We start from the raw sequence: 23,376 nt of genomic DNA on the forward strand, positions 1-23,376 counted from the left end.
AATCGGAATCGATTGAAGGACAAAATTATGCAGCACCTTTAACGTGTTACAGCGACCTTCGCGCGTCATTATATGACGCGCGGCGCTGTAATGCGGTTTTTGCGCTTGGCGCGACGATGCGATGCTTAGAATCGGTACGCGTGTCACAGTTTTCAATCCAGCATGGAGATCGACACAAGTCCGCCGGGGTGCCGATGCAGCCGACCAGCCATGTCGAGTTCGAGAAGAACGGAGTGAACGGCCGATATCGGCAGGCCGGTATGGCGGACGATATCGTCGATCTCGACCGGCGTCGGCCCGAGTGCTTCGACGATATGGTCGCGCTCGGCGTCATCGGGTGGCGCGGTGAGCGGCGTGCTCCTTTCCACGGGTGGTACTACGGCGCGCGGGCGAAAAAGGTCCGGCTCGGCGAGCGGCCGCAGCGCCTCAACGACATCGTCCGGCGTTGTAACGATCATCGCGCCATCTTTCAGCAAGCCGTTCGTCCCTTCGCAGCGCGGATCGAGCGGCGACCCGGGAACGGCGAAGACAAGTCGGCCAAATTCGCCAGCAAGTCGCGCGGTTATCAGCGAACCGGATCGCGTTGCCGCCTCGACGACCACGACACCCAGCGATATGCCTGCGATGAGGCGATTGCGGCGCGGGAAATCGCGTGCCCGAGGTTCCCAGCCGAACGGCATCTCGCTCACGGCAAGCCCGTCGCCGTCCCAGATATCGTTGAGCAGGCCGATATTCTCGGGTGGGTAGGGCTGGTCGAGCCCGCCGGCCATGGCGGCGATCGTGCCGGTCGCAAGACTGGCGCGGTGGGCGGCTGTATCAATGCCGCGTGCTAGGCCCGAGACCACGGCATAGCCGGCCTCGCCACAGAGGCGTGCGATCATGGCCGTGAATTTGACGCCGCTGATCGATGCATTTCGCGAGCCGACCATGCCGATGGCCGGACGCGTCGCTGTCGGCACATTGCCTTTGACAGCGAGGAGTGTGGGAGCGCCATCGATCTCGCGAAGGGCAGGGGGATAGTCCGGTTCGCCGATGCCGATGAAGCGTGCGCCAAAACGATGTGCCGCTTCCAGCTCCCGCAAGGCGTCCCGCTCGTCGGCGATGCGGATCGCGCGCGTCGAGCCGCCGCGCTGCGAAAGCTCCGGCAGAGCGGCCAGGGCCGCTTCGGCCGAACCATAGTGATTGATGAGATCGCGGAAGGTGGTGGGACCGACATTGTCGGAGCGTATGAGCCTGAGCCAGGCGATTCTTTGTCTTTCGGTCAGCGCAACTCCCGTCCGTCTTGCGCTGCCTGTGTCCATTATCCCTTTGCTCCGATCTTGCCTTCCGTTCCCGCAGTCAGCCGGGCGATATTTGCCCTATGCTTATACCAGGAGATGACGGTCATCAGCGCCATGACAGCGGCGATTTTGTCGACGCCCAATATCCACAATACAACCGGGATGACAAGAGTTGCAACCAATGCGGAAAGCGAGGAGTAGCGGGTGGTAAAGGCGATCGCCAGCCAGACGATGGCGAAGATCAGGGCCATCAACGGTGCAAGCCCGAGCAGGATGCCGAGATAGGTGGCGACACCCTTGCCGCCCTTGAAGCCGATCCAGACCGGGAAGATGTGACCGACGAAGGCGGCAAAGCCGGCAAGAATGCCAGCATCCTCGCCAAAGAAATGCGCGGTGATCAGGACAGCGGCGGTGCCCTTGAAGGCATCGAGCAGGAGGGTTGCGGCCGCAAGCCCTTTGTTGCCGGTGCGCAGCACGTTGGTCGCGCCGATATTGCCCGAACCGATGTTGCGCACGTCGCCGAGCCCGGCCATGCGGGTCAGCAGGAGGCCGAATGGGATGGAGCCGAGCAGATAGCCGATGACCAGAGCTGCCAGCGCGGTCTGCAGGGTAAGCTGCCAAGTCCAGAAATCAGCCATCGCGTCCTATTCTCCGTAAACCCTAGCGCTTGCCTCAGAGACTGTGAACCAGCTTGCCGGCGACATAGGTTGCAACTGCCCGGCCGCTCATTCTCGCATCTTCGAAGGGCGTATTCTTCGAGCGCGACAAAAGCATGTCTTTTGCGACAAGCCAAGGCTCGTCGAGATCGACGAGAGCGATATCCGCTTTGGCGCCGGGCTTCAGTGTGCCGGCGGGGAGCCCGAAGATCTGCGCCGGCCGCGTCGAGAGCGCATCGACGAGCCGCATCAAGCTGACCTGACCGCTGTGATAGAGCCGGAGTGCCGCCGGAAGCAGCGTTTCGAGCCCGACGGCACCGTCCTCTGCTTCGCCGAACGGCAGGCGTTTCGTATCGACGTCCTGCGGATCGTGCGACGAGACGATGATGTCAATCGTGCCGTCGGCCAGCGCCTCGATCATCCCCGTGCGATCGTCTTCGGAGCGCAGCGGCGGGTAGAGCTTGAAGAAGGTCCGGTATTCGCCGATGTCGTTCTCGTTGAGCGCAAGATTGTTGATGGAGATGCCGCAGGTGACCCTGGCGCCGCGCGAGCGGGCGAGGCGGATGGCTTCGGCCGATTCCGGCACGGAGATCATAGCAGCGTGGTAATGGCTGCGCGTCAGTGTCGCAATGCGGAGGTCGCGCTCCAGCGGGATCAGTTCGGCTTCTTTCGGAATGCCGGAGAGGCCAAGCCAGCTTGCCAGAAGGCCTTCGTGCATGACGCCGTTGGCGCCGAGATATTTGTCGCGTGTCTCGCAGGAAATCACGGCGCCAAATTCGCGCGCATAGGTCATGATGCGGCGCAGAACCTGACTGTCATGGACACTGGAATGCGCGTCGGTGAACACGACAGCTCCGGCTTCGCGCAGCAGGCCGATTTCCGTCATCTCTTCGCCGGCAAGTCCCTTGGTGAGGGCAGCGGCGGGATAGACATTGACGACGGCCGTATCGCGGGCCGTCTTCCGGACGAATTCGACGAGGGCAATATCATCGATAACCGGATCCGTGTCCGGCATCATGATGAAGGAGGTGACGCCGCCGGCCGCAGCCGCGCGGCTTGCGGAGGCGATCGTTTCGCGATGCTCGCCGCCCGGTTCGCCGACATGCACGCGTGCATCGACCAGGCCGGGGATGGCGACGAGACCGTTGCAGTCGCGAACGGTCGCGCCTTTGGGAATGCCGTGGTTCTTCGCATCCTTGCCGGAGGCAACGATTACGCCGTCTTCGACGACAAGCGTGCCGACCTCGTCGAGATCGCGCGAGGGATCGATGATGCGGACATTCTGAAAGACGATCGAGTTGCTCATGCACCGGCTCCCTCGGTGCGAGGTCCCTGGTTCTGCGAAACGAGCAAGGTCTCCATCACGGCCATGCGGACGGCGACGCCCATTTCCACCTGTTCGGCGATGACGCTTTGCGGGCCATCGGCCACCTCGGAGGCGATTTCCACTCCGCGGTTCATTGGGCCTGGATGCATCACGAGCGCATCTTCCTTGGCGGCCTTGAGCGTCTCGGCGTCGAGTCCGTAGAAGTGATAATATTCGCGCACCGAAGGCACGAAAGCGCCCGACATGCGCTCGCGCTGCAGCCGCAGCATCATCACGACGTCGGCATCCTTCAGCCCTTCTTTCATCGAATGGAAGACCTCGACACCCATGTCGGCGACACCGGCCGGCAGCAGTGTAGCGGGGGCCACGACCCGGACGCGTGCTCCCATGGCGTTGAGAAGCAGGATATTCGAGCGGGCCACGCGCGAATGCAGCACGTCGCCGCAGATCGCCACGATGATGCGCGAAAGCTTGCCCTTGGCGCGGCGGATCGTCAGCGCGTCGAGAAGCGCCTGGGTCGGATGCTCGTGCTGGCCGTCGCCGGCATTGACGACCGAGCAGGAGACTTTCTGCGCCAAAAGCGCGGCGGCGCCCGCGCTCGAATGGCGGATGACAAGCACATCAGGCCGCATCGCATTCAGCGTCATCGCCGTATCAATCAGCGTCTCGCCCTTTTTGACGGAGGAATTGCCGACCGACATGTTCATCACATCGGCGCCGAGCCGTTTGCCGGCAAGCTCGAAGGAGGATTGTGTGCGCGTCGATGCTTCAAAGAAGAGATTGATCTGCGTCAACCCGCGAAGCGTCGACGTCTTTTTCTCGCGCTGGCGGCTGATCTTGACCGCTTCGTCGGCCTTGTCGAGAAGATAGGTGATATCCTGCTCGGTGAGGCCCTTGATGCCGATGAGGTGGCGGTGGGGAAAGAAGACCATGAACCTGCCCTCTGAATTTCGTCAGGCGGTCTATAAAGAGGGAGCGCCGATGGGGCAAGCGGCGGTGTGTATTGAGCCTGTTTGTTCCCCATGCAATTTCGCCCGAATCCCGCTACAGGAGCGATGCCGGTGGGAGACGTAACTTCCAGTTTCCCTTTGCAACCCACTTGCTCTACAAGCGATTCATGACCCAAGCGACCCGGACTGACGACCCCTTTGCCGACCTGAACCAGCCGAGCCTCTGGACCGGCATCAATGCCTATCGTTCCGATCCGCTGATCGTCGATCTCACCTCCGGCCTGCCGCGTTCAATACGGGAAGAGCTGGAGCAGCACGGTCGTTTCGTCACCTCGCATGAGGCGCAGGAACTGGCACGCATGGCAAACCAGGGCACGCCGCAGCTGCGCACCCATGGGCCGCGCGGCGAGCGTCTGGATGTCGTGGAATTCCATCCGGCCTGGCATGCGCTGATGCGGCGCTCCATGGCGATGGGCCTGCATTCCTCGATCTGGGATGCGCAGGCTGACCCTGAAGCAAAGGGTCATTCGCACAAGGTGCGCGCCGCCCGCTTCTATCTGACGGCGCAGCTCGAATGCGGCCATCTCTGCCCCCTCACGATGACCAGCGCCTCGGTCGCCGCCATGATGGCTTCCCCAGCGGTGCAGAAGGATTGGGCACCGAAGATTCTCTCGCGTAAGTACGACTCGTCCAACAAGCCCGCCATGCAGAAGAGCGCCGTCACCATCGGCATGGGCATGACGGAAAAGCAGGGCGGCACGGACGTGCGCGCCAACAAGACGAGCGCTGACAAGGTGAGCGAAGGCATTTACCGGCTTTCGGGCCATAAGTGGTTCATGTCGGCGCCGATGAGCGACGCCTTCATCATGCTCGCTCAGACCAAGGACGGCATGGGCTGCTTCCTGGTGCCGCGTCTTTTGGAGGATGGCTCGGCCAACGGTCTGCATTTCCAGAGGCTGAAGGATAAGCTCGGCAACCGCTCGAATGCCTCCTCCGAAGTCGAGTTCACCGATACCTTCGGCTTCCTGCTCGGCGCACCCGATGCCGGCATCCGCACGATCCTCGATATGGTGACGCTGACCCGGCTCGACTGCGCGCTGGCCTCCGCAGGCATCATGCGTGCCTCGCTCGCCGAAGCCGTACACCATGCGCGCGGCCGCAGCGTGTTCGGCAAGATGCTGGTCAACCAGCCGATCATGACGCGTGTGCTGGCCGATATGGCGCTCGATGTCGCCGCCGCAACCGCGCTCGCCTTCCGCCTGGCCGAGGCCTTCGACAAGGCAAGCGGCAGCAGCGAGGACGCGGCCTATGCGCGCGTCATGACACCGGTTGCCAAATACTGGTGCTGCAAGATCGCGCCGGCGCTGATCTATGAAGCCATGGAGTGTATCGGCGGCAGCGGCTATATCGAAGAGCGTCCGATTGCCCGCCATTACCGCGAGGCTCCCGTCAATGCGATCTGGGAAGGCTCCGGCAACGTCATGGCGCTTGATGTGCTGCGCGTGTTGAACCGGGGCAGGGACCTGTTCGAGACGGTCTTTGCCGGCCTTGCCCGTGATCTCGGCCCGGCCGGCAAGAAGACCATCGATGTCCTGCGCGCCGCCATGGCGCTTTGCGAGCAGGATGAGGGCGCTGCCCGCCTGCTGGTCGAGCAGATGGCGCTCGCGGCCGGTGCCGCCGAACTTTATCGTCTCGGAGCCGGCAAGATCGCCGACGCCTTCATCGAAACCCGTCTCGCCGGCGGCTGGCGCGCCACCTACGGCATGCTCGATTCGCGCTTCGATGCCAGCTACATCGTCGATCTACTGTATCCGCCGGCGACATAGCACTGCGCCAGCGATTCTGTCACGACATCCTTGATTGATGCGATACCAATATTTATTATCTATTGGTATCGGCAAGGAGGGCTTCATGGCTCGCAACACATCCGTCTCGCTGGGAGATCATTTCAGCGCCTTCATCGAGGAACAGATAAAGACGGGCCGGTATGGCTCTGCCAGTGATGTTGTTCGCGCAGGTCTGCGCCTGCTTGAAGAGCACGAGGTAAAGGTCAAGGCCCTGCAGAATGCGTTGATCGCCGGTGAGGAATCCGGGGAGGTTGCTTCCTTCGATAACGCCGCATTCCTCAAGCGGATGCGCGCGACCTATGGTGAATAGGCCTTGCAAGTACGGTCTTTCTCCACTTGCGGTGGCCGATCTTGAAGGTATCTGGCGATATACGGTCGAGAACTGGTCTGCAAGGCAAGCCGAGATCTACCATGCCGAAATCGTTGAAGCTTTCGAGGGATTGGCATCCGACCTGAAAAACGGTCGTCCTGCTGATGTCCGTGACGGCTATTTCAAATATGCCGTAGGGTCTCATGTGATCTACTATCTTTTACGGGATGGCGAAATCGCGATCATTCGCATATTGCATCGGCGAATGGATGTCGGTCGGCATCTTTGAAGAGATGTCTGGCGCCGGAAACGACAGTGTGGTTTGGTCAGTTTCTCTAATCTGTGGATTCGCGCGATTTGGCGGACAAGAAGTCTGACGGCTTTGTTGTTCAAGGTGATCCGGCTTGTTATTCACCGCTCGGTGACAGATTGGAGTCGAGTCGATGGCCCCCGCAAACGCTGCCGTTAAAATCCCTTTGGAAATGCCTGTCGTGGAAAAGCGCGTGCGCAATCGCGCCGCGACGGAGCAGGCAATCCTCGATGCCGCCAAACGGCTTCTGGCGGAGGAGGGGTTCCAGAATTTCGGTATCAATGCGGTCGCCCGCGGTGCCGGCTGCGACAAGCAGCTGATCTACCGCTATTACGGCGGCTTGAATGGTCTTGTGGAGGCCATCGGTACCGATCTCGGCAACTGGGTCGCCGATCGCATTCCCGACGATACCGGCGGCATGTTCCTTTTGACCTATGGCGATCTGATGGAGCGGCTTTCGATGCTGTTTCTCGATGCCTTGCGCGCCGATCCGCTGATGCGTCGCATCGTTGCCTGGGAAGTCTCCGAAAATAGCGAGCAGGTTCGCCGGCTATCCGAGGCCCGATCCAAGGCGCTCGCCGGCTGGATCGACCGCATGCGCGGCTCGCTCGTGCCGCCCAAGGGCGTCGATGCCCAGGCGGTCAATGCCATGATCTTTGCCGCTATTCAGCACATCGTGCTGGCTGCGGCCGTCAGCGACCAATGCGCCGGTCTCGTCTTGAAGAACGGCAAGGATTGGGAGAAGGCGGCAACGGCCTTGAAGCGGATCGTGCGCGGCGTCTACGGTTGATATCGACCATCGGGCAGGGGATATCCACAGCTCCGCCTTACCGTTAACCTTAACAAATGGTTTACATTGCGCCGCAGCGGTTAACTCGTCACTGTTGGAAGACGATTAGTTAACCATCAAGCGTGCAGCCATGGGGTTAAAACCTGCAAAATTAGTGTTTCTCGTGACGGCGGTGATGTTCTTTGCCGTGCTCGCACTAGATATCACGCTGCCGACAATGGTGTTGAGCGCCATGGCGCTGTCGAACTGGTTCGTCCTTTCGGCTGGCACGACGCAATTTCAGCGTCGAAGAGGTACCGCATGAAGTGGTTGTTGATTTGCTGGGCCGGACCGGTCTCGTTTCTCGGGGCATGGTATTACCTGTCGTACTACGACATGAGCTTCGGCATCTTCATGCTGACGCGGCAGATGCACGATCTGGTGTTCGATATCTACGGCAAGATCCTCGGCATTCCGCCCGAGACCATTCCGCCGCTGGTAGCGCGCGCCATCGCCTTCGATAGCCTGCTGGTCTTCGCAATCTACGGCTTCCGCCGACGGGCTGCGATCATCGGATGGTGGAGGCGCCGTCAGGAGGCATCCGAATCGGGCAAGGCTGCCCTGCCAAGTGCCGATAGCCTGCCCAAGGCTCCCTGAAGAATGAAGCTTGCCGCCGCCGAGTCGATGCGCTCGGCGCGCTTGGCGCGCGAGACGTCCATTTCAAGAAGCGCCCGCTCGGCCGCAACGGTCGAAAGCCGCTCGTCCCAGAAGACGAAGGGCAGGGCGGTCTTTTCCGACATGCTGCGCACGAAGGCGCGCGTTGCTTGCACGCGCGGTCCGGCAGAGCCATCCATATTCATCGGGAGCCCTATGACGAAGGCTGCGACCTTTTCCTTCTCGGCGAAAGCGAGCAGCGTTTCGGCATCCTGGGTGAATTTCACGCGCTTGATGACGGGACGAGGTGTGGCGAAGCGCCGTCCGAGATCTGACATGGCCAACCCGATCGTCTTCGTGCCGAGATCGAGACCGGCGATCGGCTGGCCGGGTAGGAGCATCACGGCTAGGTCTTCGATGGTCAGCGTCGTCATCAGGGTCTCGCTCCTGTCAAAACAAATTGAAGTCCTAACCGCTTTTCTTTGCTGCGGTTTGGGATATCTCCTAGAGCATTTCCAGCAAAAGCGTACAGCGGTTTTGCCTGCGGAAATGCGGAAGAGCCAATAGAAGGAGCGTTTCCACCGGAAATGCTCCAGACACCAGCCTTTCATTTCAAATCAAGTCATAAGGAGAAATCCAATGAAGATCACCTGGCTCGGCCATGCTGCTTTTCGTATCGAAACAGCCAAGGCAAAAATACTGATCGATCCATTTCTGTCTTACAATTCTTCCTTTGCCGCCGCCGGTCTTAATATCAAGGACGTTGCGCAAGGCGTCACCCATATCCTCCTGACGCACGGCCATGCCGACCACGTCGGCGATGCGGTTCAGATCGCCAAGGATACCGGCGCCGTCGTTCTCGCCAATGCTGACCTCGCTTCCTGGCTCAGCACCAAGGGCGTCGAGAAGCTGGAAATGGGCAATACCGGCGGCACAGTCGGCCTCGGCGGCTTCTCGGCCACCTTTACCAATGCGCTGCATTCCTCCGCCCAGATCACCGAAGACGGCGTTTCCCACGCACTCGGCAATCCGAACGGCCTGATGCTGCATTTCGACGACGAGCCGACACTGTTCCACATGGGCGATACCGACATCTTCTCGGATATGGCGCTGATCAATGAACTGCATCAGCCCGATATCGGCATCCTGCCGATCGGCGACCGTTTCACCATGGGCGGTGCGGTGGCGGCACTTGCCTGCCAGCGCTTCTTCAACTTCAAGACCGCCATTCCCTGCCACTACGGCACGTTCCCGATCATCGATCCGACGCCGGAAAAGTTCATCGCCGGCATGGAAGGTTCGAAGACTGCGGTTGCCGCGCCGAAGGCAGGCGAGAGCATTTCTGCCTGACGATACCCGTTGCGTATGGCGGGCATGGCCTTTATAGCGTGAAGCAAATCCACTTTTGGTGGATAATCTTGCTATCCGGAGAATGCCATGTCCGTCGATCTCGCTACTGTCAAACGCGTCGCCCATCTTGCCCGCATCGCCGTCAATGAAGACGAAGCGCAGCGGATGATGGGCGAGCTGAACGGCATTCTGGGCTTCGTCGAGCAGCTCTCCGAAGTGAATGTCGATGGCGTCGAGGCCATGACCTCCGTCACGCCGATGGCGATGAAGAAGCGCACCGACGAAGTAACGGACGGCAACAAGGCTGCCGACATCGTCGCCAATGCGCCGAATACCGATCAGAATTTCTTCCTGGTGCCCAAAGTCGTCGAATAACGGTTCCTTCGAGCCTTTTCCGACCCGTTGCCCAATTCCAGATCTGAAGCGAAACAAAATGAGCGAACTGACCAGCCTGACCATTGCCGAAGCCCGCGACAAGCTGCGCGCCAAGGAGATTACCGCCACCGAACTGACCGAGGCCTATATCTCGGCGATCGAGGCTGCCAATGCTCAGCTCAATGCCTATGTGAAGGTGACGCCGCAAAAGGCGCTGGCAATGGCCAAGGTGTCGGATACCCGCCTTGCGGAAGGCAAAGCCGGTGCGCTGGAAGGCATTCCTCTCGGCATCAAGGACCTGTTCGGCACGGAAGGCATTCATACGCAGGCCTGCAGCCACATCCTGGACGGTTTCGAGCCGCACTATGAATCGACCGTTACGCAGAACCTCTGGAATGACGGCGCCGTCATGCTGGGCAAGCTCAACATGGACGAGTTCGCCATGGGCTCTTCCAACGAAAGCTCCTACTACGGCCCGGTGATCAACCCCTGGCGCGCCAAGGGTTCGAACCAGCAGCTCGTTCCCGGCGGCTCGTCTGGCGGTTCGGCCGCAGCCGTTGCCGCACATCTCTGCGCCGGCGCGACAGCCACCGATACCGGCGGCTCCATCCGTCAGCCCGCTGCCTTCACCGGCACTGTCGGCATCAAGCCGACCTATGGCCGCTGCTCGCGCTGGGGCATCGTCGCCTTCGCCTCGTCGCTCGACCAGGCCGGTCCGATCGCCCGCGACGTGCGCGATGCTGCCATCCTGCTGAAGTCGATGGCCAGCGTCGACCCGAAGGATACGACCTCGGTCGACCTGCCGATACCGGATTACGAAGCCGCGCTCGGCCAGTCGCTGAAGGGCATGAAGATCGGCATCCCGAACGAATATCGCGTCGATGGCATGCCGGAAGAGATCGAGACGCTCTGGCAGCAGGGCATCGCTTGGCTGAAGGACGCCGGTGCCGAGATCGTCAACATCTCCCTGCCGCACACGAAATATGCGCTGCCGGCCTACTACATCGTCGCCCCCGCCGAGGCATCCTCGAACCTCGCCCGCTATGACGGCGTCCGCTACGGCCTGCGCGTCGACGGCAAGGACATCGTCGACATGTATGAAAAGACGCGCGCTGCCGGTTTCGGTCAGGAAGTGAAGCGCCGCATCATGATCGGCACCTATGTTCTGTCGGCCGGCTATTACGACGCCTACTACCTACGCGCCCAGAAGGTTCGCACGCTGATCAAGCGCGACTTCGAGCTGGCCTTCAACGCCGGCGTCGACGCCATCCTGACGCCCGCCACCCCATCCTCGGCCTTCGGCATCGCCGACGAAGATCTCGCTTCGGATCCGGTAAAGATGTACTTGAACGACATCTTCACGGTGACAGTCAACATGGCCGGCCTGCCTGGTATCGCCGTTCCCGCCGGTCTCGACCCCAAGGGCCTGCCGCTCGGCCTGCAGCTCATCGGCAAGCCGTTCGAAGAAGAAACCCTCTTCAAGACCGCCCACGTCATCGAACAGGCCGCCGGCAAGTTCACGCCGGCGAAGTGGTGGTAAGCACTGCAATGAGACGATTGGCTTGATGACGAATCTCGTCAAGCTTCGTGACGTCTGACGCTACTTATCATAAGGGCCGCCCGGAAATCCGGGCGGCTCTTTTTGTACATGCCAATATTCCGCCTGAACGCCATCACACTTTGGACCGAAATACGATCATAAATTGCAGAGAGCCGCGTGGTCTCGTCCTCTGCAACCGAATCGGAAGGTCTCTTCATGCTCAAGCAAGTCACGGCGATCCTGCTCCTCGGCGTGTCATCTCCAGCGATATCGCTGGCAGCCGACAATGGAGCCATTCGATCCATTACCCTGTCCTCGGGTGGTCTGGCCCAGGTTTCCCGATCGGCCGATGTCAATAGCGACGGCGTGATCCGGATCGAGGTTCCCCTTGATCAGGTCGATGACATCCTGAAGAGCCTCATGGTCAACGGGTCTGCAGGATCTGTGGCCGGCATGTCGCTGGCGGGGCCTCGGCCGTTGCAGGAGACCTTCAAGGGCCTGCCATTCACGCCCGAAGCGCTTTCGTCCGTGCCGTCGCTTCTGACATCGATGCAGGGCGCCAGGGTGTCCGTTACCAGCGGGGGAAAGACCGTCGAGGGAAATATTCTCGGTATCGAGACGAGAAAGTCTGACGATAAAGCAGCGGCTTACCTGCTGACCGTTATCGATAGGGATGGCGCAGTGGAGACGCTGGCATTAGGCGAGGACGCATCCGTCCGGCTTGAGGATGCCGAACTGAGAGCGAAGATCGCCAAAGCAGCGGCAGCCATCGCCCACGGCAAGAACGATCGCACCCGTGCCATCGACATCAAGGTGAACGGTGTGAACGACAACAGCGCCGTCGGCCTGACCTATGTCGTGCCGTCTCCTATCTGGAAAACGGCTTACAAGGTTGTGATCGACGAAAAGAATAAGGCGCGCCTGCAGGCATGGACGGTGCTGGAGAATGCCAGCGGCGAAGACTGGAAAGGCGTGAAAGTGACGCTGACCTCGGCCGAACCGGTAACGCTGAAGCAGGGTCTGCACCAGCTCTATTGGCGCGAGCGGCAGGAGGTGCCAGTCAACACGGCGTCGAACAATGTTCCTGATCCCGATAGCGGCGATCTGTCCAACAGGCAGCGTCTGGCATCGAGCACCGCAGCGCCTGCACCCGCCGGAGCAATGCGGCCCGCGGCCAAAAGAATTGCAGGTGCGCCGGCCTATGAAGCCGACGAATTGGCGCGGCCGGCAGAACCAATGCAGGTTGCCGCCGGAAACCCGACCACGGCGACCGAAAGCGATATTTCCGCCACTTTCGAGCTTCCGGGGACCTACGATCTGGCCAATGGCGATACCTTATCGGTGCCGATCATGGATGCGGATGTGGAAGCCGACATGGTCGACATGTACCGGGCCGGCAGTGTCTATCGCAATCCCATCGCTGCCGTGATGCTCAAGAACAGCACCGGCGTCAGCATGCCGGCGGGAATTCTGACGCTCTACGACGGCAAGACCGGCTATATCGGCGATTCTCAGCTATCGGCGCTGCCGAAGGACGACACGCGTCTCGCGAGCTTCGCGACCGATCGCAAGGTAACGATCAGCGAGCAGCAGACGCCGACGGAGGAGATTGCCTCCCTGAAAGTTGCCGATGGCGTGATGAACGCCACCGTCAAATACCGCCAGACGACGACATATACCGTATCGGGCGCGCTGGACGGCGAACGGACTGTTATCATCGAGCATCCGATCCGGGACGGCTGGTCATTCTCCTCGTCTGAAGGTTTCGGCAAGACGGCAACGCATCAGCGGCTCAAGGCGGACGTGCCGGCAGGCACCGAGAAAGTGCTGACGGCGGTCGACGAGCAGCTTCAGAGCAACAGTTACGCTCTGGTCGATACCGATCCGGACATGCTGCTCAGGTGGTCGGCCTCGACCCATGACAAGGCTCTGACCGACAAGCTCGCCAATCTCGCAGACGCGCGCAAAAGGCAGGTCGCGATCCAGAACGAACTGGCGAGCCTCGATAGCGAGATCGAGAAAACCGTCAATGAGCAGGAGCGGATAAGGCGCAATCTCGGCGCCGTGCCTGATAACAGCGATATGAAGAAACGCTATTTGAAGGCTCTGGCGGATAGCGAGGATCAAATCGCCGCCATGAACGAAAGGCGCGATACGGTGCAGCAGGAAAGCGATCGTCGCGACGACCATGTGACTGACATCATCAGGACATTCTGATCGCTATCGGAGTGTCTTGTCCCGGACCGCATCGGCAGATGAGAGCCACCCACCGGGCGGCTCTCATGCTTTTGCTATCTGTTATCCAGCTGTGCCCTTACCAGCTTCAGCCCCTTTTCCGTGATCCGGTAGGGTTGACCGTCGGTAGAGCGGATGGCTTTCAGCCGTCTGAGCCGGCGAAAGAGTTCAATGCCGAAATCGGGATAGAGCCAGCCGTCCCGTGTGTAGCAGTGGGCGGTCTCGATCTTCTTCTTTTCGGTGCGTTCGAGTTCGATGCGCCCGCCCTGGGCGAGCAGGTGGAGAATGCGCTGTTCCGCGCGTGAAATATCCATTGGAGTCAGAATCCGTAATGCGCCAAAGGGCGCAACAAAACGATCCGAAGCTTCCCTCAAGGGAAGTCGGGGCTTCGTTTTTCAGGCCTGGCACGCAAGAGAACTTGCGAGCGAGGCCTTTACCGGCACTGACAAAAGGTGGACATCAAAACTCCATTGATGCGTCTCTCTAAAACAGGTTGCGCTCCACAGTCAAGCTTCAACCCGGCTTCGCCTTTTACCATTAGCTAAAATGATGAATCTCGCCGCTGGCAAAAGCCTTTCGCGGATGCTTTACTGTCTCCAAATGGCGGGGGCCCGATGATCCACATTCGCAATGCCCATGAAGGTGAAACAGCGGTGTTGGCGAGCATCGGCCTGCGCTCCTGGCAGCAGGCCATGGGCGCGATCGGCGGCACCAGCGAGCTGCTGGAAAGCGCCAGCGAGGCTTTTTCCAACTTCACCCGCAATCTCTGGCTGACGATCACGGTAATCGAGCTGAACGGCGAGGCGGCCGGCTGGGCGGCACGCGAGGCGCTGGACGAGGCGATTTCCGATTTCTGGATCGATCCGGATTTCGTCAGGCGCGGCCTCGGCTCGGCGCTTCTGGCACGGATCGAAGCGGATGTACGCGGGCAGGGACTGGAGAAGGTTTCGCTGCAGAGCCATGCGGGGAATACCGATGCCATCGCCTTCTTCAGGGCACGCGGCTACGAAATCCGCTGGCTGTCGATCGTCTATTCCCCCAAGCTCGACAGCGACGTGCCGACGGTCGGGCTTTCGAAATCGTTGATCGATGACAGCGACGGCGCCTATGGCCCGGGCATATAGCAAGCGTCGATGCCGAAAGCCTTGCGCCGCCTCGCCAATTGCTCTACCTCACCAAAGCAGAAAACAGCATTATACAAGAGCTTCCCATGACCATTGTCGACGTCCGTACGCCAGATCCGAAACGCTTCATTCCCGGTGCCACCGGTGATTGGGAAGTCGTTATCGGGATGGAAGTCCACGCCCAGGTGCTGAGCAAGTCCAAGCTCTTCTCCGGCGCCTCGACGGAGTTCGGCAATCCTCAGAATTCCAACGTGTCGCTCGTCGATGCCGCCATGCCCGGCATGCTGCCTGTTATCAACGAGGAATGCGTCAAACAGGCCGTGCGCACCGGTCTCGGCCTGAAGGCGCAGATCAACAAGCGTTCGATCTTCGACCGCAAGAACTATTTCTATCCCGACCTGCCGCAGGGCTATCAGATCTCGCAGTTCAAGGATCCGATCGTCGGCGAGGGCAAGATCGTGATTTCGCTCGGTCCGGACCGTCAGGGCCAGTTCGAGGATATCGAGATCGGCATCGAGCGCCTGCACCTCGAGCAGGATGCCGGCAAGTCGATGCACGATCAGCACGCCACCATGTCCTACGTCGATCTGAATCGCTCCGGTGTCGCGCTGATGGAAATCGTCTCCAAGCCGGATATCCGCTCGTCCGACGAGGCGAAGGCCTATATGACCAAGCTGCGCTCGATCGTGCGCTATCTCGGCACCTGCGATGGTAACATGGACGAAGGCTCCATGCGCGCCGACGTCAACGTCTCGGTCCGCCGTCCGGGCGGCGAATTCGGCACGCGCTGCGAAATCAAGAACGTCAACTCCATCCGCTTCATCGGTCAGGCGATCGAATATGAAGCGCGCCGTCAGATCGGCATTCTGGAAGACGGCGGCACCATCGATCAGGAAACCCGCCTGTTCGATCCGAACAAGGGCGAGACGCGTTCGCTGCGCACCAAGGAAGATGCGCATGACTACCGTTATTTCCCCGATCCGGATTTGCTGCCGCTCGAATTCGACGACGCTTTCGTTGCTGAGCTTGCCGAGCATCTGCCTGAGCTGCCAGACGATAAGAAGGAACGTTTCGTCCGCGAACTCGGCCTCTCGATCTACGACGCCTCCGTGCTCGTCTCGGAAAAGGCCATCGCCGATTATTTCGAAGCTGTTGCTGCCGGCCGTGATGGCAAGATGGCGGCCAACTGGGTCATCAACGACTTGCTGGGCGCTCTGAACAGAACCGGCAAAGACATTGAAGAGACTCCGGTTTCGCCCGCCCAGCTCGGCGCGATCATCGATCTCATCAAGGCCGAAACCATTTCCGGCAAGATCGCCAAGGATCTGTTCGAAATCGTACTCAACGAGGGCGGCGATCCCGCCGAGATCGTCGAAGCCCGCGGCATGAAGCAGGTCACCGACACGGGCGCGATCGAAAAGGCCGTTGACGAGATCATCGCCGCCAATCCGGATCAGGTCGCCAAGGTCAAGGCCAAGCCGACGCTTGCCGGCTGGTTCGTCGGTCAGGTGATGAAGTCGACGGGCGGCAAGGCCAACCCGCAGGCCGTGCAGGCGCTGGTCAAGGCCAAGCTCGGCATCGAAGAGGAATAGTCGGTGTTCTTCGTTCGCACCGCCAGCGAGCAGGACTTGGAAAAGGTCCGCGCTCTGCTCGGCGAAACCTGGCATGCGACCTATGACCGGATCTACGGGCCGGAAAAGGTCAGCGAGCTGCATGCCTCCTGGCATTCGCCGGCTTCGCTGAAGGCGCGGCTGGCGAACCAGAACTCGGAATTCCTGGTGGCCGACGATGGCAGGACGATCGCCGGCATGGGCTATGCCGCCATGTCCAAAGAGATGACGAAAACCGTCATGCTTCACATGCTCTATGTCGGCCCGGAGCATCAGCGCGAGGGTATCGGCCGCGATATTTTCGCTGAGCTGGAGACTTGCTTCCCGGATGCGGAGATCATGCGCCTCGAGGTCGATCCGCAGAACGCGCCTGCGATCGCCTTCTACAAGGCCCACGGTTTTATCGAGGTCGGCCGCACGGAAAACTGCGGCAACGGGCAGTCGGGCATTCCGGCACTGATATTCGAGAAGCCACTGGCGGGCCACTGAAAGAATAGGCGAGATCATTCATGGAAGCCGGCCGCCTACTAATCCGCGAAGCGAAAGATTCCGACCTTCATGCCCTGATCGCGCTCTTCGCCGCCGACACCATGGGCGGTCACGGCGATACCGCCGATCCCTCGGCCCATGACGATTATGCCAATGCCTTTCGCGTGATTGCCGCATCGTCGAACCAGGCACTCTACGCCGCAGAGCTCGCTGGCGAGATCGTCGGCACCTTTCAGACAATTGTCGTCACCTCGCTGCACGGTCGGGGATCGTCCGTGATGATCATCGAGTCCGTCCAGACGCGTGGCGACGTGCGCGGGCAGGGGATCGGGGCGGCGATGATCAATTTCTGTATCGAGGAGGCGAAACGCTGCGGCATGCGGATGGTACAGCTGACCTCGAATGCGGCTCGCAAGGATGCGCACCGCTTCTATGAAAGACTGGGTTTCAAGCCGACGCATCTAGGCTTCAAGATGCTATTGAAATGAAGCCGTTTGCCTGCTGGAATCACTGGACAAGCCGGTCCGCTGGCGGCATAAGCAAACTATCGAATTCTGGTATCGCTCGCCCCTCAGCGGGTATCGAGGAAAAGACATGTGGAATTTCATCGTACAGACATTTACTTGGTGGAACGGTCAGACCATGGGCACGCGCTTCGCGACCTGGCGTTTTGGCAAGCGTGTCGGCGAGGATGAATTCGGTAACGTCTATTACGAAGGCGGCACGTCCTCCTACGGCCTTCCGAAGCGCTGGGTGATCTACAAGGGCTATGCCGAAGCTTCTGCCATTCCTCCGGGCTGGCACGGCTGGATGCATCATCGCACCGACGTTCCTCCGTCCAAGGAGAATTACGTCGCCAAGGACTGGCAGAAGGAACACCGCGCCAATCCCACAGGCTCGCCGCAGGCCTATCGCCCGCCGGGCTCTCTCGCCGTTGCCGGCGAGCGTCCGCGCGTGACCGGTGATTACGACGCCTGGACCCCAGGCAACTGAGCGCGACAGCCGGCTCGTCCTTTGGCCACAATTGGGCTTTAGGCGCGACATATGCCGGCTTCTGCTCGGCGCCTTGACCGAGACCAAGCGGAGAGTGGCGGATATGATGATTTTCACGCGGAGCGCTTCTTTGCGTGCACTGGCCGTAGCTGGCGTTGTTCTCGTCGCCGGCATCTTGGCAGCTTCCACCGCCGAGGCTGCCCGCATCGCTAACCCGGTCGCCGTTTTCTCCGGCCTCGACAAGATCACCGGCCGCATCACCACCTTCGATGTCTATGTCAACGAGACTGTGCAGTTCGGTGCATTGCAGGTGACGCCGCGCGCCTGCTATTCGCGAGACGATACCGAGCAGCAGAAGGTGGACGGTTTCGTCGAGGTGGACGAGATCACCCTCGATCGCCGTATCCGCCGTATCTTCACCGGCTGGATGTTCGCCGACAGCCCCGGCCTCAACGCCGTGGAGCATCCGATCTATGACGTCTGGCTGAAAGAGTGCAAACAGAAGTCGGACGTCCCGGCGCCGGATACCGCCGGCGCGAAGTAATCGATTTCGAAACATTCACACCAGGATCATGTAGCCCGCAGAAGCTTTGCTCCTGCGGGCTTCGTTTTAACCGTGATCCGAATTGGCGGCGGCTTCACCTATCGCCTGACGATCGGCAACCTCCGATAAGTCGAGAATGATCCTCATGCCATCTTTGACCTTATGACGAAACACGCCATTCCGGTCCGGATGGGCTCTCAATCTGCCTCCATCGCAAAGGGCCTGAAGCCGCGAGCGCGAGATGGCCAACTCCGATGCAAGCAGCCGATCAAGACGCAGGTTTATCCGGAATTGGGCTGATATCTCGATATCAAGCAAAGTCCAGTCGCTTGCCGCACGTATCGCCTCCTTTCGGATGATAACGTCGGGCGGCTTGTCGATACGTTTTACTTTCCGCGTCAATCCATCGAGGTCGAATTCCTGCGCTCGCACCCACTCCGGATCGCTGCGCTGCAGCGCCTCGAGCGTGGAGGGAGCAAGATCGTGAACAGTCCGGCGCTCGAAGAGCGTTCGATTCCAGGTCTTGTCGCAATCGATGCACTTGTAGACGAGCCAGGCATCGAGCCGCTTGCCATTGGCGTTGAGCCTGATCTTGCCGCTCGATCTGAAGGGTTTTGGAGATCGGCAGCCGCTACAGGCGATCCATGGTTGAGGCGATGTTTTGGGCGAAATGGTCCAACGGACCTGAAGAATATTGCACATGCCGTCTTGGTCTTCCGTCTGGAAGTCCACCAAGCTGGCGGTGAGACAAGCCCGTCAGGGCGCGGTATGGCGATATTGCGGGACGGCTGAAGAGCTGAGACAGCGGTGGCTGCATTAGGCGCGTTTTGACAATGCCAAACCGGTCTCAGGCCATCACCCGATGGACATGAATATGCATCGGACGGCGCCACGCCGCCCCGATGCACGGGGTGATTTGGATGAGACCGGTATTTACGACGGCAAAGTGGAACCTCTATGCCCCCACGCTCTTCGCCAGGAGTGTTAGCAGACCACAATCAGGATTTGAAGTCGTAAAAACTTCAGGCGTGGATTGCTTCAGGCGTCGCTATTTCCTTTGCGGCGGAACAGACTCAGGATCTTGCGGCCGGCCGCGACTGCACCCGCCAGCACGACGATGAGGCCTTTCTTCATTGCCAGAAGGGCAACGCCAAAACTCTTGAAGAAGCCGAGAACGACTGCAAGCAGGCCAAGCTTTGCCGCAACCTTTACGCCCGCACCGGCGGCGATCATGCCCGCCATGCTGTAGGCGGCGATCTTGTCGCCATTGGTGAAGTCGGCATAGCGCTTGCCGCTGTCATATTGCACGGTGTTGATGACGTTGGGGATAGCGGCGTTGATTTCCTGCAGCTGATCCAGCCCGGCGACGAAATCGAGCTCGGTGACGCCCTCGCGTCCCAGCACGCGCACGGAATAGTTCAGCGTGTGACCGGCATTGGGATCCTTGCCGAAAATCAGATCGCGCGCCCAGTGGAGGGCATGGGTCGCCTTATCGTAACGCGGTGGCTCTGCCCAGCCGACTAGTGTGATCGGATCGAAACCCTGCCGTTCGCGTTCGGGATTCGCTTCCTTGATCGCGTCTTGGATATTCTTCAGCAGGTCGTCGTAATCGGTCGATGCGGCATCCTCATCGGAAACATAGCCGCTGCCGTCATAATCGATGACGGAACCCCAGGATTGTGGGTCGGTCGGCAGGTATTTGGCCGGGAAGATCATGCCGAGCGGATTGCCGACCGAGCTTTCCGGATTGCCCCAGAGCTCGACCAGCACCTTCTTCGAATCCTGCGGATTGAGATAGTAGAACTGGTCAGAGACATTCAGCGTGGCATTGGCGGTGGGGATTTTGATCGCGCCCTGCTGGAAATCCAGCGTTTTAAGCACGGCGCCTTCGTCGCCCGCCGGCGGCTCGACTCCGAACATGTCGTGGAATGATTTGGCGTTGGTCTGCGTCGCAATGGTCAGCGCGGCGAGAAAGACAATTGCAATATGATTCTTCACGATTCTACCCTCGGCTGTTGTGCCGAACTTAGGGCAGTCCGTTTCGGAATCAATTCATTTCGGGCAGATTTCCACCGTCGGAGAAGCTGAGATTGGGCGATTCCATCGCTTTCTCCAGCATCTTGGCATAGGCATCCTTAGGCACGTCGATGGCGCCGAATGTCTTCAGGTGCTGGGTGGTGAATTGCGTGTCGAGCAGGGTGAAGCCGCGTTCGCGCAGGCGCTCCACCAGATAGACGAGGCAGATCTTGGAGGCGTCCGTACGGCGGGAAAACATGCTTTCGCCAAAGAAGGCCGATCCCAGCGAAACGCCATAGAGCCCGCCAACCAGCCGATCGCCGTCCCAGGCCTCCACGGAATGGGCGTGGCCGATATGATGCAAGGTGGCATAAAGTGTGCGGATCGTGTCGTTGATCCAGGTGCTGGGGCGATCGCTCGTCTCTTCAGCGCAGGCGGCGATGACTGCTTCGAAATCTGTGTCGAAGCGAATATCGAAGGGACGTTGGCGGATCTTCTTGGCGAGGCTCTTGGAGACGTGAAACGTATCCAGAGGGATGATGCCTCGCAATTCCGGCTCGACCCAGAAGATCTCCGGATCGTCTGCCGATTCGGCCATCGGGAAAAGCCCAATGGAATAGGCGCGCAACAGGATCTCCGGGGTAATGCCGGGATGTCTGCCGCGCGCTCCGGGCATTGCTAGGCCGATGTTTTCGCCAGGTAGTTTTCCAGCCAATGGATATCGTAATCGCCGTTGGCGATATCCTGGTTGGAAACCAGATCCTGGAAGAGCGGCAGGGTGGTCTTGATGCCGTCCACGACGAATTCGTCAAGCGCGCGGCGCAGGCGCATCATGCATTCGACGCGGGTGCGCCCGTGCACGATCAGCTTGCCGATGAGGCTGTCGTAGTAGGGGGGAATCTTGTAGCCCTGATAGGCACCGGAATCGATACGAACGCCAAGACCGCCGGGCGCATGGAAATGCGTGATCGTGCCGGGCGAGGGGACGAAGGTGCGAGCATCTTCGGCATTGATGCGGCATTCGATGGCATGGCCTTGGAAATGCACCTCGTCCTGCGTGACCGAAAGACCGCCGCCGGAAGCGACGCGGATCTGCTCGTGCACGAGGTCGATGCCGGTGATGGCTTCCGTGACTGGATGTTCCACCTGCAGACGGGTGTTCATTTCGATGAAATAGAACTCGCCGTTCTCATAGAGGAATTCGATGGTGCCGGCGCCGCGATACTTCAGCTTCTTCATCGCGTCGGCGCAGATCTGGCCGATCTTCATGCGCTGCTCGACATTGAGCGCCGGGGAGTTGGCCTCTTCCCAGACCTTCTGGTGGCGGCGCTGCAGCGAGCAGTCGCGTTCGCCGAGATGGATGGCGTTGCCTTCGCCGTCACCGAAAACCTGGATTTCGATGTGGCGCGGCTTGCCGAGGTACTTTTCCATGTAGACGGATTCGTTGCCGAAGGCGGCTGCCGCTTCCGTGCGTGCCGTCGACCAGGCCTCGATCAGGTCTTCTTCCGTGCGGGCGACCTTCATGCCGCGACCGCCGCCGCCGGCGGTTGCCTTGATGAGCACCGGATAGCCGATCTCGCGCGCCGTCTTCAGCGCATCCGCCTCGGTCTTCACTTCGCCGTCGGAACCGGGAACGACCGGAATGCCGAGCTGCTGCGCCGTGGTCTTGGCGGTGATCTTGTCGCCCATGATGCGGATATGTTCCGCTGTCGGACCGATGAAGGTAATGCCGTGCGCCTCGAGAATATCGGCGAACTTTGCATTTTCCGACAGGAACCCATAGCCGGGATGCACGGCGTCCGCGCCGGTGATTTCACAAGCGGCAACAATCTGGTGGATATTGAGATAGCTATCGCGCGACGGCGGCGGACCAATACAAACGCTTTCATCCGCCAGGCGCACATGCATAGCGTCGCCATCCGCGGTCGAATGCACCGCAACGGTCGCAATGCCAAGCTCCTTGCAGGCGCGCAGCACGCGCAGAGCGATCTCTCCGCGGTTGGCTATGAGAATCTTCGAAATAACGGGCATGGGCCGACCTTACTCGATGACGACCAGGGCTTCGCCGTACTCGACCGGACGGCCGTCCTGAACGAGGATTTCAGTGACCGTACCGGACTTCGGAGCAGGGATCTGGTTCATCGTCTTCATTGCTTCGATGATGAGCAGCGTCTGGCCTTCTTTGACGGATGCGCCAACCTGGATGAAGGCAGCCGAGCCCGGTGCCGGCGCCAGATAGGCAGTGCCGACCATCGGCGCACTGACGACGTTGTCGGGATTGCGGGTCTTGCCGACGGGAGCGGCGGCGGCCGGCGCTGCTGCGGCAGCAGGAGCGGCGTAAGCGGCCGGGGCGGCAATCGGCGCCTGAACGTACTGAGTCGTGCCGGCGCGCGACACGCGGATGCGCAAATCTTCCTGCTCGACTTCGATCTCGGTGAGATCCGTGTCGTTGAGAATATTGGCGAGATCGCGAATCAGCGCCTGGTCGATACCCGATTTCTTTTCAGCCATTGGATTTCTTGCCCTGTATTTTTGTTATTGGGTGATGGATTTCAGCGCTTGAAGCGCCAGGATGTAGCTATGAGGTCCGAAACCGCAAATCATGCCCTTTGCTGCGGGCGCGATCATCGATTTGTGCCGGAATTCTTCGCGTGCGTGGATATTGGAGATATGCACCTCCACGACGGGAATGGAAATGGCGCGGATCGCGTCATGCAGCGCGATGGACGTATGACCGTAGGCACCGGGATTGATCGCGACACCGGCTGCCTTGTCGCCGGCTTCGTGCATCCAGTCGACCAGCACGCCTTCGTGATTGCTCTGGCGAAAATCGACGATGAAGCCCAGGCTTTCACCTGCGGCCTTGCAGTCGGCTTCGATATCCTTGAGCGTCTTGCCGCCATAGATGCCCGGCTCGCGCTTGCCGAGAGCATTCAAATTGGGTCCGTTCAGGACGAAAATAGTTTGCGCCATTAGAGGTTCCGTCAAAGTGCAGCG

28 protein-coding genes are annotated in these 23,376 nt (G+C 60.1%); 16 read left to right on the forward strand and 12 right to left on the reverse strand.

The window, feature by feature from the left end:
- Positions 1-152 precede the first annotated feature (152 nt).
- Genes dprA through PH558_RS18795 form a run of 4 tightly spaced genes read right to left on the reverse strand, consistent with a single transcriptional unit; the run spans position 153 to position 4,195 of the window.
- Entirely contained in the window at positions 153-1,301 is a 1,149-nt protein-coding gene (gene dprA, locus PH558_RS18780) for a DNA-processing protein DprA (RefSeq protein ID WP_285205957.1), read from the reverse strand.
- Positions 1,301-1,918 (reverse strand): glycerol-3-phosphate 1-O-acyltransferase PlsY, encoded by a 618-nt coding sequence (plsY, locus tag PH558_RS18785; protein WP_285205959.1) that lies wholly within the window; start codon positions 1,916-1,918, stop codon positions 1,301-1,303. The genes dprA and plsY overlap by 1 nt, the downstream gene beginning before the upstream one ends.
- Before the next feature lie 34 nt (positions 1,919-1,952).
- A complete protein-coding gene (locus tag PH558_RS18790) occupies positions 1,953-3,242 on the reverse strand; it encodes a dihydroorotase (protein ID WP_285205961.1) in 1,290 nt (429 codons plus the stop codon).
- Positions 3,239-4,195, reverse strand: coding sequence for an aspartate carbamoyltransferase catalytic subunit (locus PH558_RS18795; RefSeq protein WP_095434542.1), 957 nt, complete (start codon positions 4,193-4,195; stop codon positions 3,239-3,241). Before PH558_RS18795 ends, PH558_RS18790 begins: the two co-directional genes overlap by 4 nt.
- A 185-nt stretch (positions 4,196-4,380) precedes the next feature.
- Between PH558_RS18795 and PH558_RS18800 the strand changes: the two genes are divergently transcribed.
- The 6 genes from PH558_RS18800 (at position 4,381) to PH558_RS18825 (ending at position 8,106) form a co-directional block, all read left to right on the forward strand.
- Positions 4,381-6,039, forward strand: a complete 1,659-nt coding sequence (locus PH558_RS18800) for an acyl-CoA dehydrogenase family protein (RefSeq protein ID WP_285205964.1) — start codon at positions 4,381-4,383, stop codon at positions 6,037-6,039.
- A gap of 85 nt (positions 6,040-6,124) precedes the next feature.
- Positions 6,125-6,370 (forward strand): type II toxin-antitoxin system ParD family antitoxin, encoded by a 246-nt coding sequence (locus PH558_RS18805; protein ID WP_095434543.1) that lies wholly within the window; start codon positions 6,125-6,127, stop codon positions 6,368-6,370.
- The gene (locus tag PH558_RS18810; protein ID WP_285205966.1) at positions 6,360-6,659 is read left to right on the forward strand and encodes a type II toxin-antitoxin system RelE/ParE family toxin; all 300 of its coding nucleotides are present in this window, start codon (positions 6,360-6,362) and stop codon (positions 6,657-6,659) included. Before PH558_RS18805 ends, PH558_RS18810 begins: the two co-directional genes overlap by 11 nt.
- 154 nt (positions 6,660-6,813) lie before the next feature.
- Entirely contained in the window at positions 6,814-7,470 is a 657-nt protein-coding gene (locus PH558_RS18815) for a TetR/AcrR family transcriptional regulator (protein WP_095434544.1), read from the forward strand.
- A 154-nt stretch (positions 7,471-7,624) separates the two neighbouring features.
- Positions 7,625-7,774: a hypothetical protein gene (locus PH558_RS18820; RefSeq protein WP_168192534.1), complete on the forward strand. Its 150-nt coding sequence runs from the start codon at positions 7,625-7,627 to the stop codon at positions 7,772-7,774.
- On the forward strand, positions 7,771-8,106 hold the full coding sequence (locus tag PH558_RS18825; protein WP_285205967.1) for a DUF6105 family protein: 336 nt from the start codon (positions 7,771-7,773) through the stop codon (positions 8,104-8,106). The genes PH558_RS18820 and PH558_RS18825 overlap by 4 nt, the downstream gene beginning before the upstream one ends.
- Here the strand turns inward: PH558_RS18825 and ruvX are convergent.
- Positions 8,040-8,537, reverse strand: a complete 498-nt coding sequence (gene ruvX, locus PH558_RS18830) for a Holliday junction resolvase RuvX (RefSeq protein WP_285205968.1) — start codon at positions 8,535-8,537, stop codon at positions 8,040-8,042. The two genes, PH558_RS18825 and ruvX, sit on opposite strands and share 67 nt — an antisense overlap.
- Before the next feature lie 205 nt (positions 8,538-8,742).
- Between ruvX and PH558_RS18835 the strand changes: the two genes are divergently transcribed.
- From PH558_RS18835 to PH558_RS18850, 4 genes are all read left to right on the forward strand, one after another.
- Entirely contained in the window at positions 8,743-9,453 is a 711-nt protein-coding gene (locus PH558_RS18835; RefSeq protein WP_285205970.1) for a metal-dependent hydrolase, read from the forward strand.
- A gap of 87 nt (positions 9,454-9,540) precedes the next feature.
- Positions 9,541-9,828, forward strand: a complete 288-nt coding sequence (gene gatC / locus PH558_RS18840; RefSeq protein ID WP_015339557.1) for an Asp-tRNA(Asn)/Glu-tRNA(Gln) amidotransferase subunit GatC — start codon at positions 9,541-9,543, stop codon at positions 9,826-9,828.
- Between the two features lie 58 nt (positions 9,829-9,886).
- Positions 9,887-11,368 carry an Asp-tRNA(Asn)/Glu-tRNA(Gln) amidotransferase subunit GatA gene (gatA, locus tag PH558_RS18845; protein ID WP_285205972.1) on the forward strand — a complete coding sequence of 494 codons (1,482 nt, stop codon included), beginning with the start codon at positions 9,887-9,889 and terminating at the stop codon, positions 11,366-11,368.
- 216 nt (positions 11,369-11,584) lie between these two features.
- A complete protein-coding gene (locus tag PH558_RS18850; protein ID WP_285205975.1) occupies positions 11,585-13,585 on the forward strand; it encodes a DUF4139 domain-containing protein in 2,001 nt (666 codons plus the stop codon).
- Between the two features lie 74 nt (positions 13,586-13,659).
- On the opposite strand, the gene PH558_RS18855 is transcribed toward PH558_RS18850, so the two are convergent.
- Positions 13,660-13,917 carry a YjhX family toxin gene (locus tag PH558_RS18855; RefSeq protein ID WP_113406664.1) on the reverse strand — a complete coding sequence of 86 codons (258 nt, stop codon included), beginning with the start codon at positions 13,915-13,917 and terminating at the stop codon, positions 13,660-13,662.
- A gap of 300 nt (positions 13,918-14,217) precedes the next feature.
- On the opposite strand from PH558_RS18855, the gene PH558_RS18860 reads away from it, so the two are divergent.
- The 6 genes from PH558_RS18860 (at position 14,218) to PH558_RS18885 (ending at position 18,363) form a co-directional block, all read left to right on the forward strand.
- Positions 14,218-14,727: a GNAT family N-acetyltransferase gene (locus PH558_RS18860; RefSeq protein WP_285205981.1), complete on the forward strand. Its 510-nt coding sequence runs from the start codon at positions 14,218-14,220 to the stop codon at positions 14,725-14,727.
- Between the two features lie 86 nt (positions 14,728-14,813).
- Complete coding sequence (gene gatB, locus PH558_RS18865; RefSeq protein WP_285205982.1) at positions 14,814-16,319, forward strand: Asp-tRNA(Asn)/Glu-tRNA(Gln) amidotransferase subunit GatB; 1,506 nt, start codon at positions 14,814-14,816, stop codon at positions 16,317-16,319.
- A 3-nt stretch (positions 16,320-16,322) separates the two neighbouring features.
- On the forward strand, positions 16,323-16,826 hold the full coding sequence (locus tag PH558_RS18870) for a GNAT family N-acetyltransferase (RefSeq protein ID WP_285205984.1): 504 nt from the start codon (positions 16,323-16,325) through the stop codon (positions 16,824-16,826).
- A gap of 20 nt (positions 16,827-16,846) precedes the next feature.
- Positions 16,847-17,314 (forward strand): GNAT family N-acetyltransferase, encoded by a 468-nt coding sequence (locus PH558_RS18875; RefSeq protein WP_285205989.1) that lies wholly within the window; start codon positions 16,847-16,849, stop codon positions 17,312-17,314.
- Between the two features lie 106 nt (positions 17,315-17,420).
- Complete coding sequence (locus tag PH558_RS18880) at positions 17,421-17,819, forward strand: NADH:ubiquinone oxidoreductase subunit NDUFA12 (protein WP_113233007.1); 399 nt, start codon at positions 17,421-17,423, stop codon at positions 17,817-17,819.
- Between the two features lie 103 nt (positions 17,820-17,922).
- Positions 17,923-18,363: a DUF2155 domain-containing protein gene (locus PH558_RS18885; RefSeq protein WP_285205991.1), complete on the forward strand. Its 441-nt coding sequence runs from the start codon at positions 17,923-17,925 to the stop codon at positions 18,361-18,363.
- A gap of 66 nt (positions 18,364-18,429) precedes the next feature.
- Here the strand turns inward: PH558_RS18885 and PH558_RS18890 are convergent, their stop codons facing one another.
- The 6 genes from PH558_RS18890 to aroQ all read right to left on the reverse strand — a co-directional run bounded on the left by PH558_RS18890 (position 18,430) and on the right by aroQ (position 23,352).
- Positions 18,430-19,065: a DUF1062 domain-containing protein gene (locus PH558_RS18890; protein ID WP_285205993.1), complete on the reverse strand. Its 636-nt coding sequence runs from the start codon at positions 19,063-19,065 to the stop codon at positions 18,430-18,432.
- A 336-nt stretch (positions 19,066-19,401) separates the two neighbouring features.
- Positions 19,402-20,361, reverse strand: coding sequence for a DUF2167 domain-containing protein (locus PH558_RS18895; protein WP_285205994.1), 960 nt, complete (start codon positions 20,359-20,361; stop codon positions 19,402-19,404).
- A 49-nt stretch (positions 20,362-20,410) separates the two neighbouring features.
- Positions 20,411-21,055: a leucyl/phenylalanyl-tRNA--protein transferase gene (gene aat, locus PH558_RS18900; protein ID WP_285206037.1), complete on the reverse strand. Its 645-nt coding sequence runs from the start codon at positions 21,053-21,055 to the stop codon at positions 20,411-20,413.
- Positions 21,056-21,057: 2 nt separating this feature from the next.
- A complete protein-coding gene (gene accC / locus PH558_RS18905) occupies positions 21,058-22,410 on the reverse strand; it encodes an acetyl-CoA carboxylase biotin carboxylase subunit (RefSeq protein WP_285205996.1) in 1,353 nt (450 codons plus the stop codon).
- Between the two features lie 9 nt (positions 22,411-22,419).
- A complete protein-coding gene (accB, locus tag PH558_RS18910) occupies positions 22,420-22,890 on the reverse strand; it encodes an acetyl-CoA carboxylase biotin carboxyl carrier protein (RefSeq protein WP_285205998.1) in 471 nt (156 codons plus the stop codon).
- Between the two features lie 24 nt (positions 22,891-22,914).
- Positions 22,915-23,352: a type II 3-dehydroquinate dehydratase gene (aroQ, locus tag PH558_RS18915; protein ID WP_069614924.1), complete on the reverse strand. Its 438-nt coding sequence runs from the start codon at positions 23,350-23,352 to the stop codon at positions 22,915-22,917.
- Positions 23,353-23,376 lie beyond the last annotated feature (24 nt).

Source organism: Rhizobium pantanalense (genome assembly GCF_030182525.1).
Taxonomy (GTDB): Bacteria; Pseudomonadota; Alphaproteobacteria; order Rhizobiales; family Rhizobiaceae; genus Rhizobium.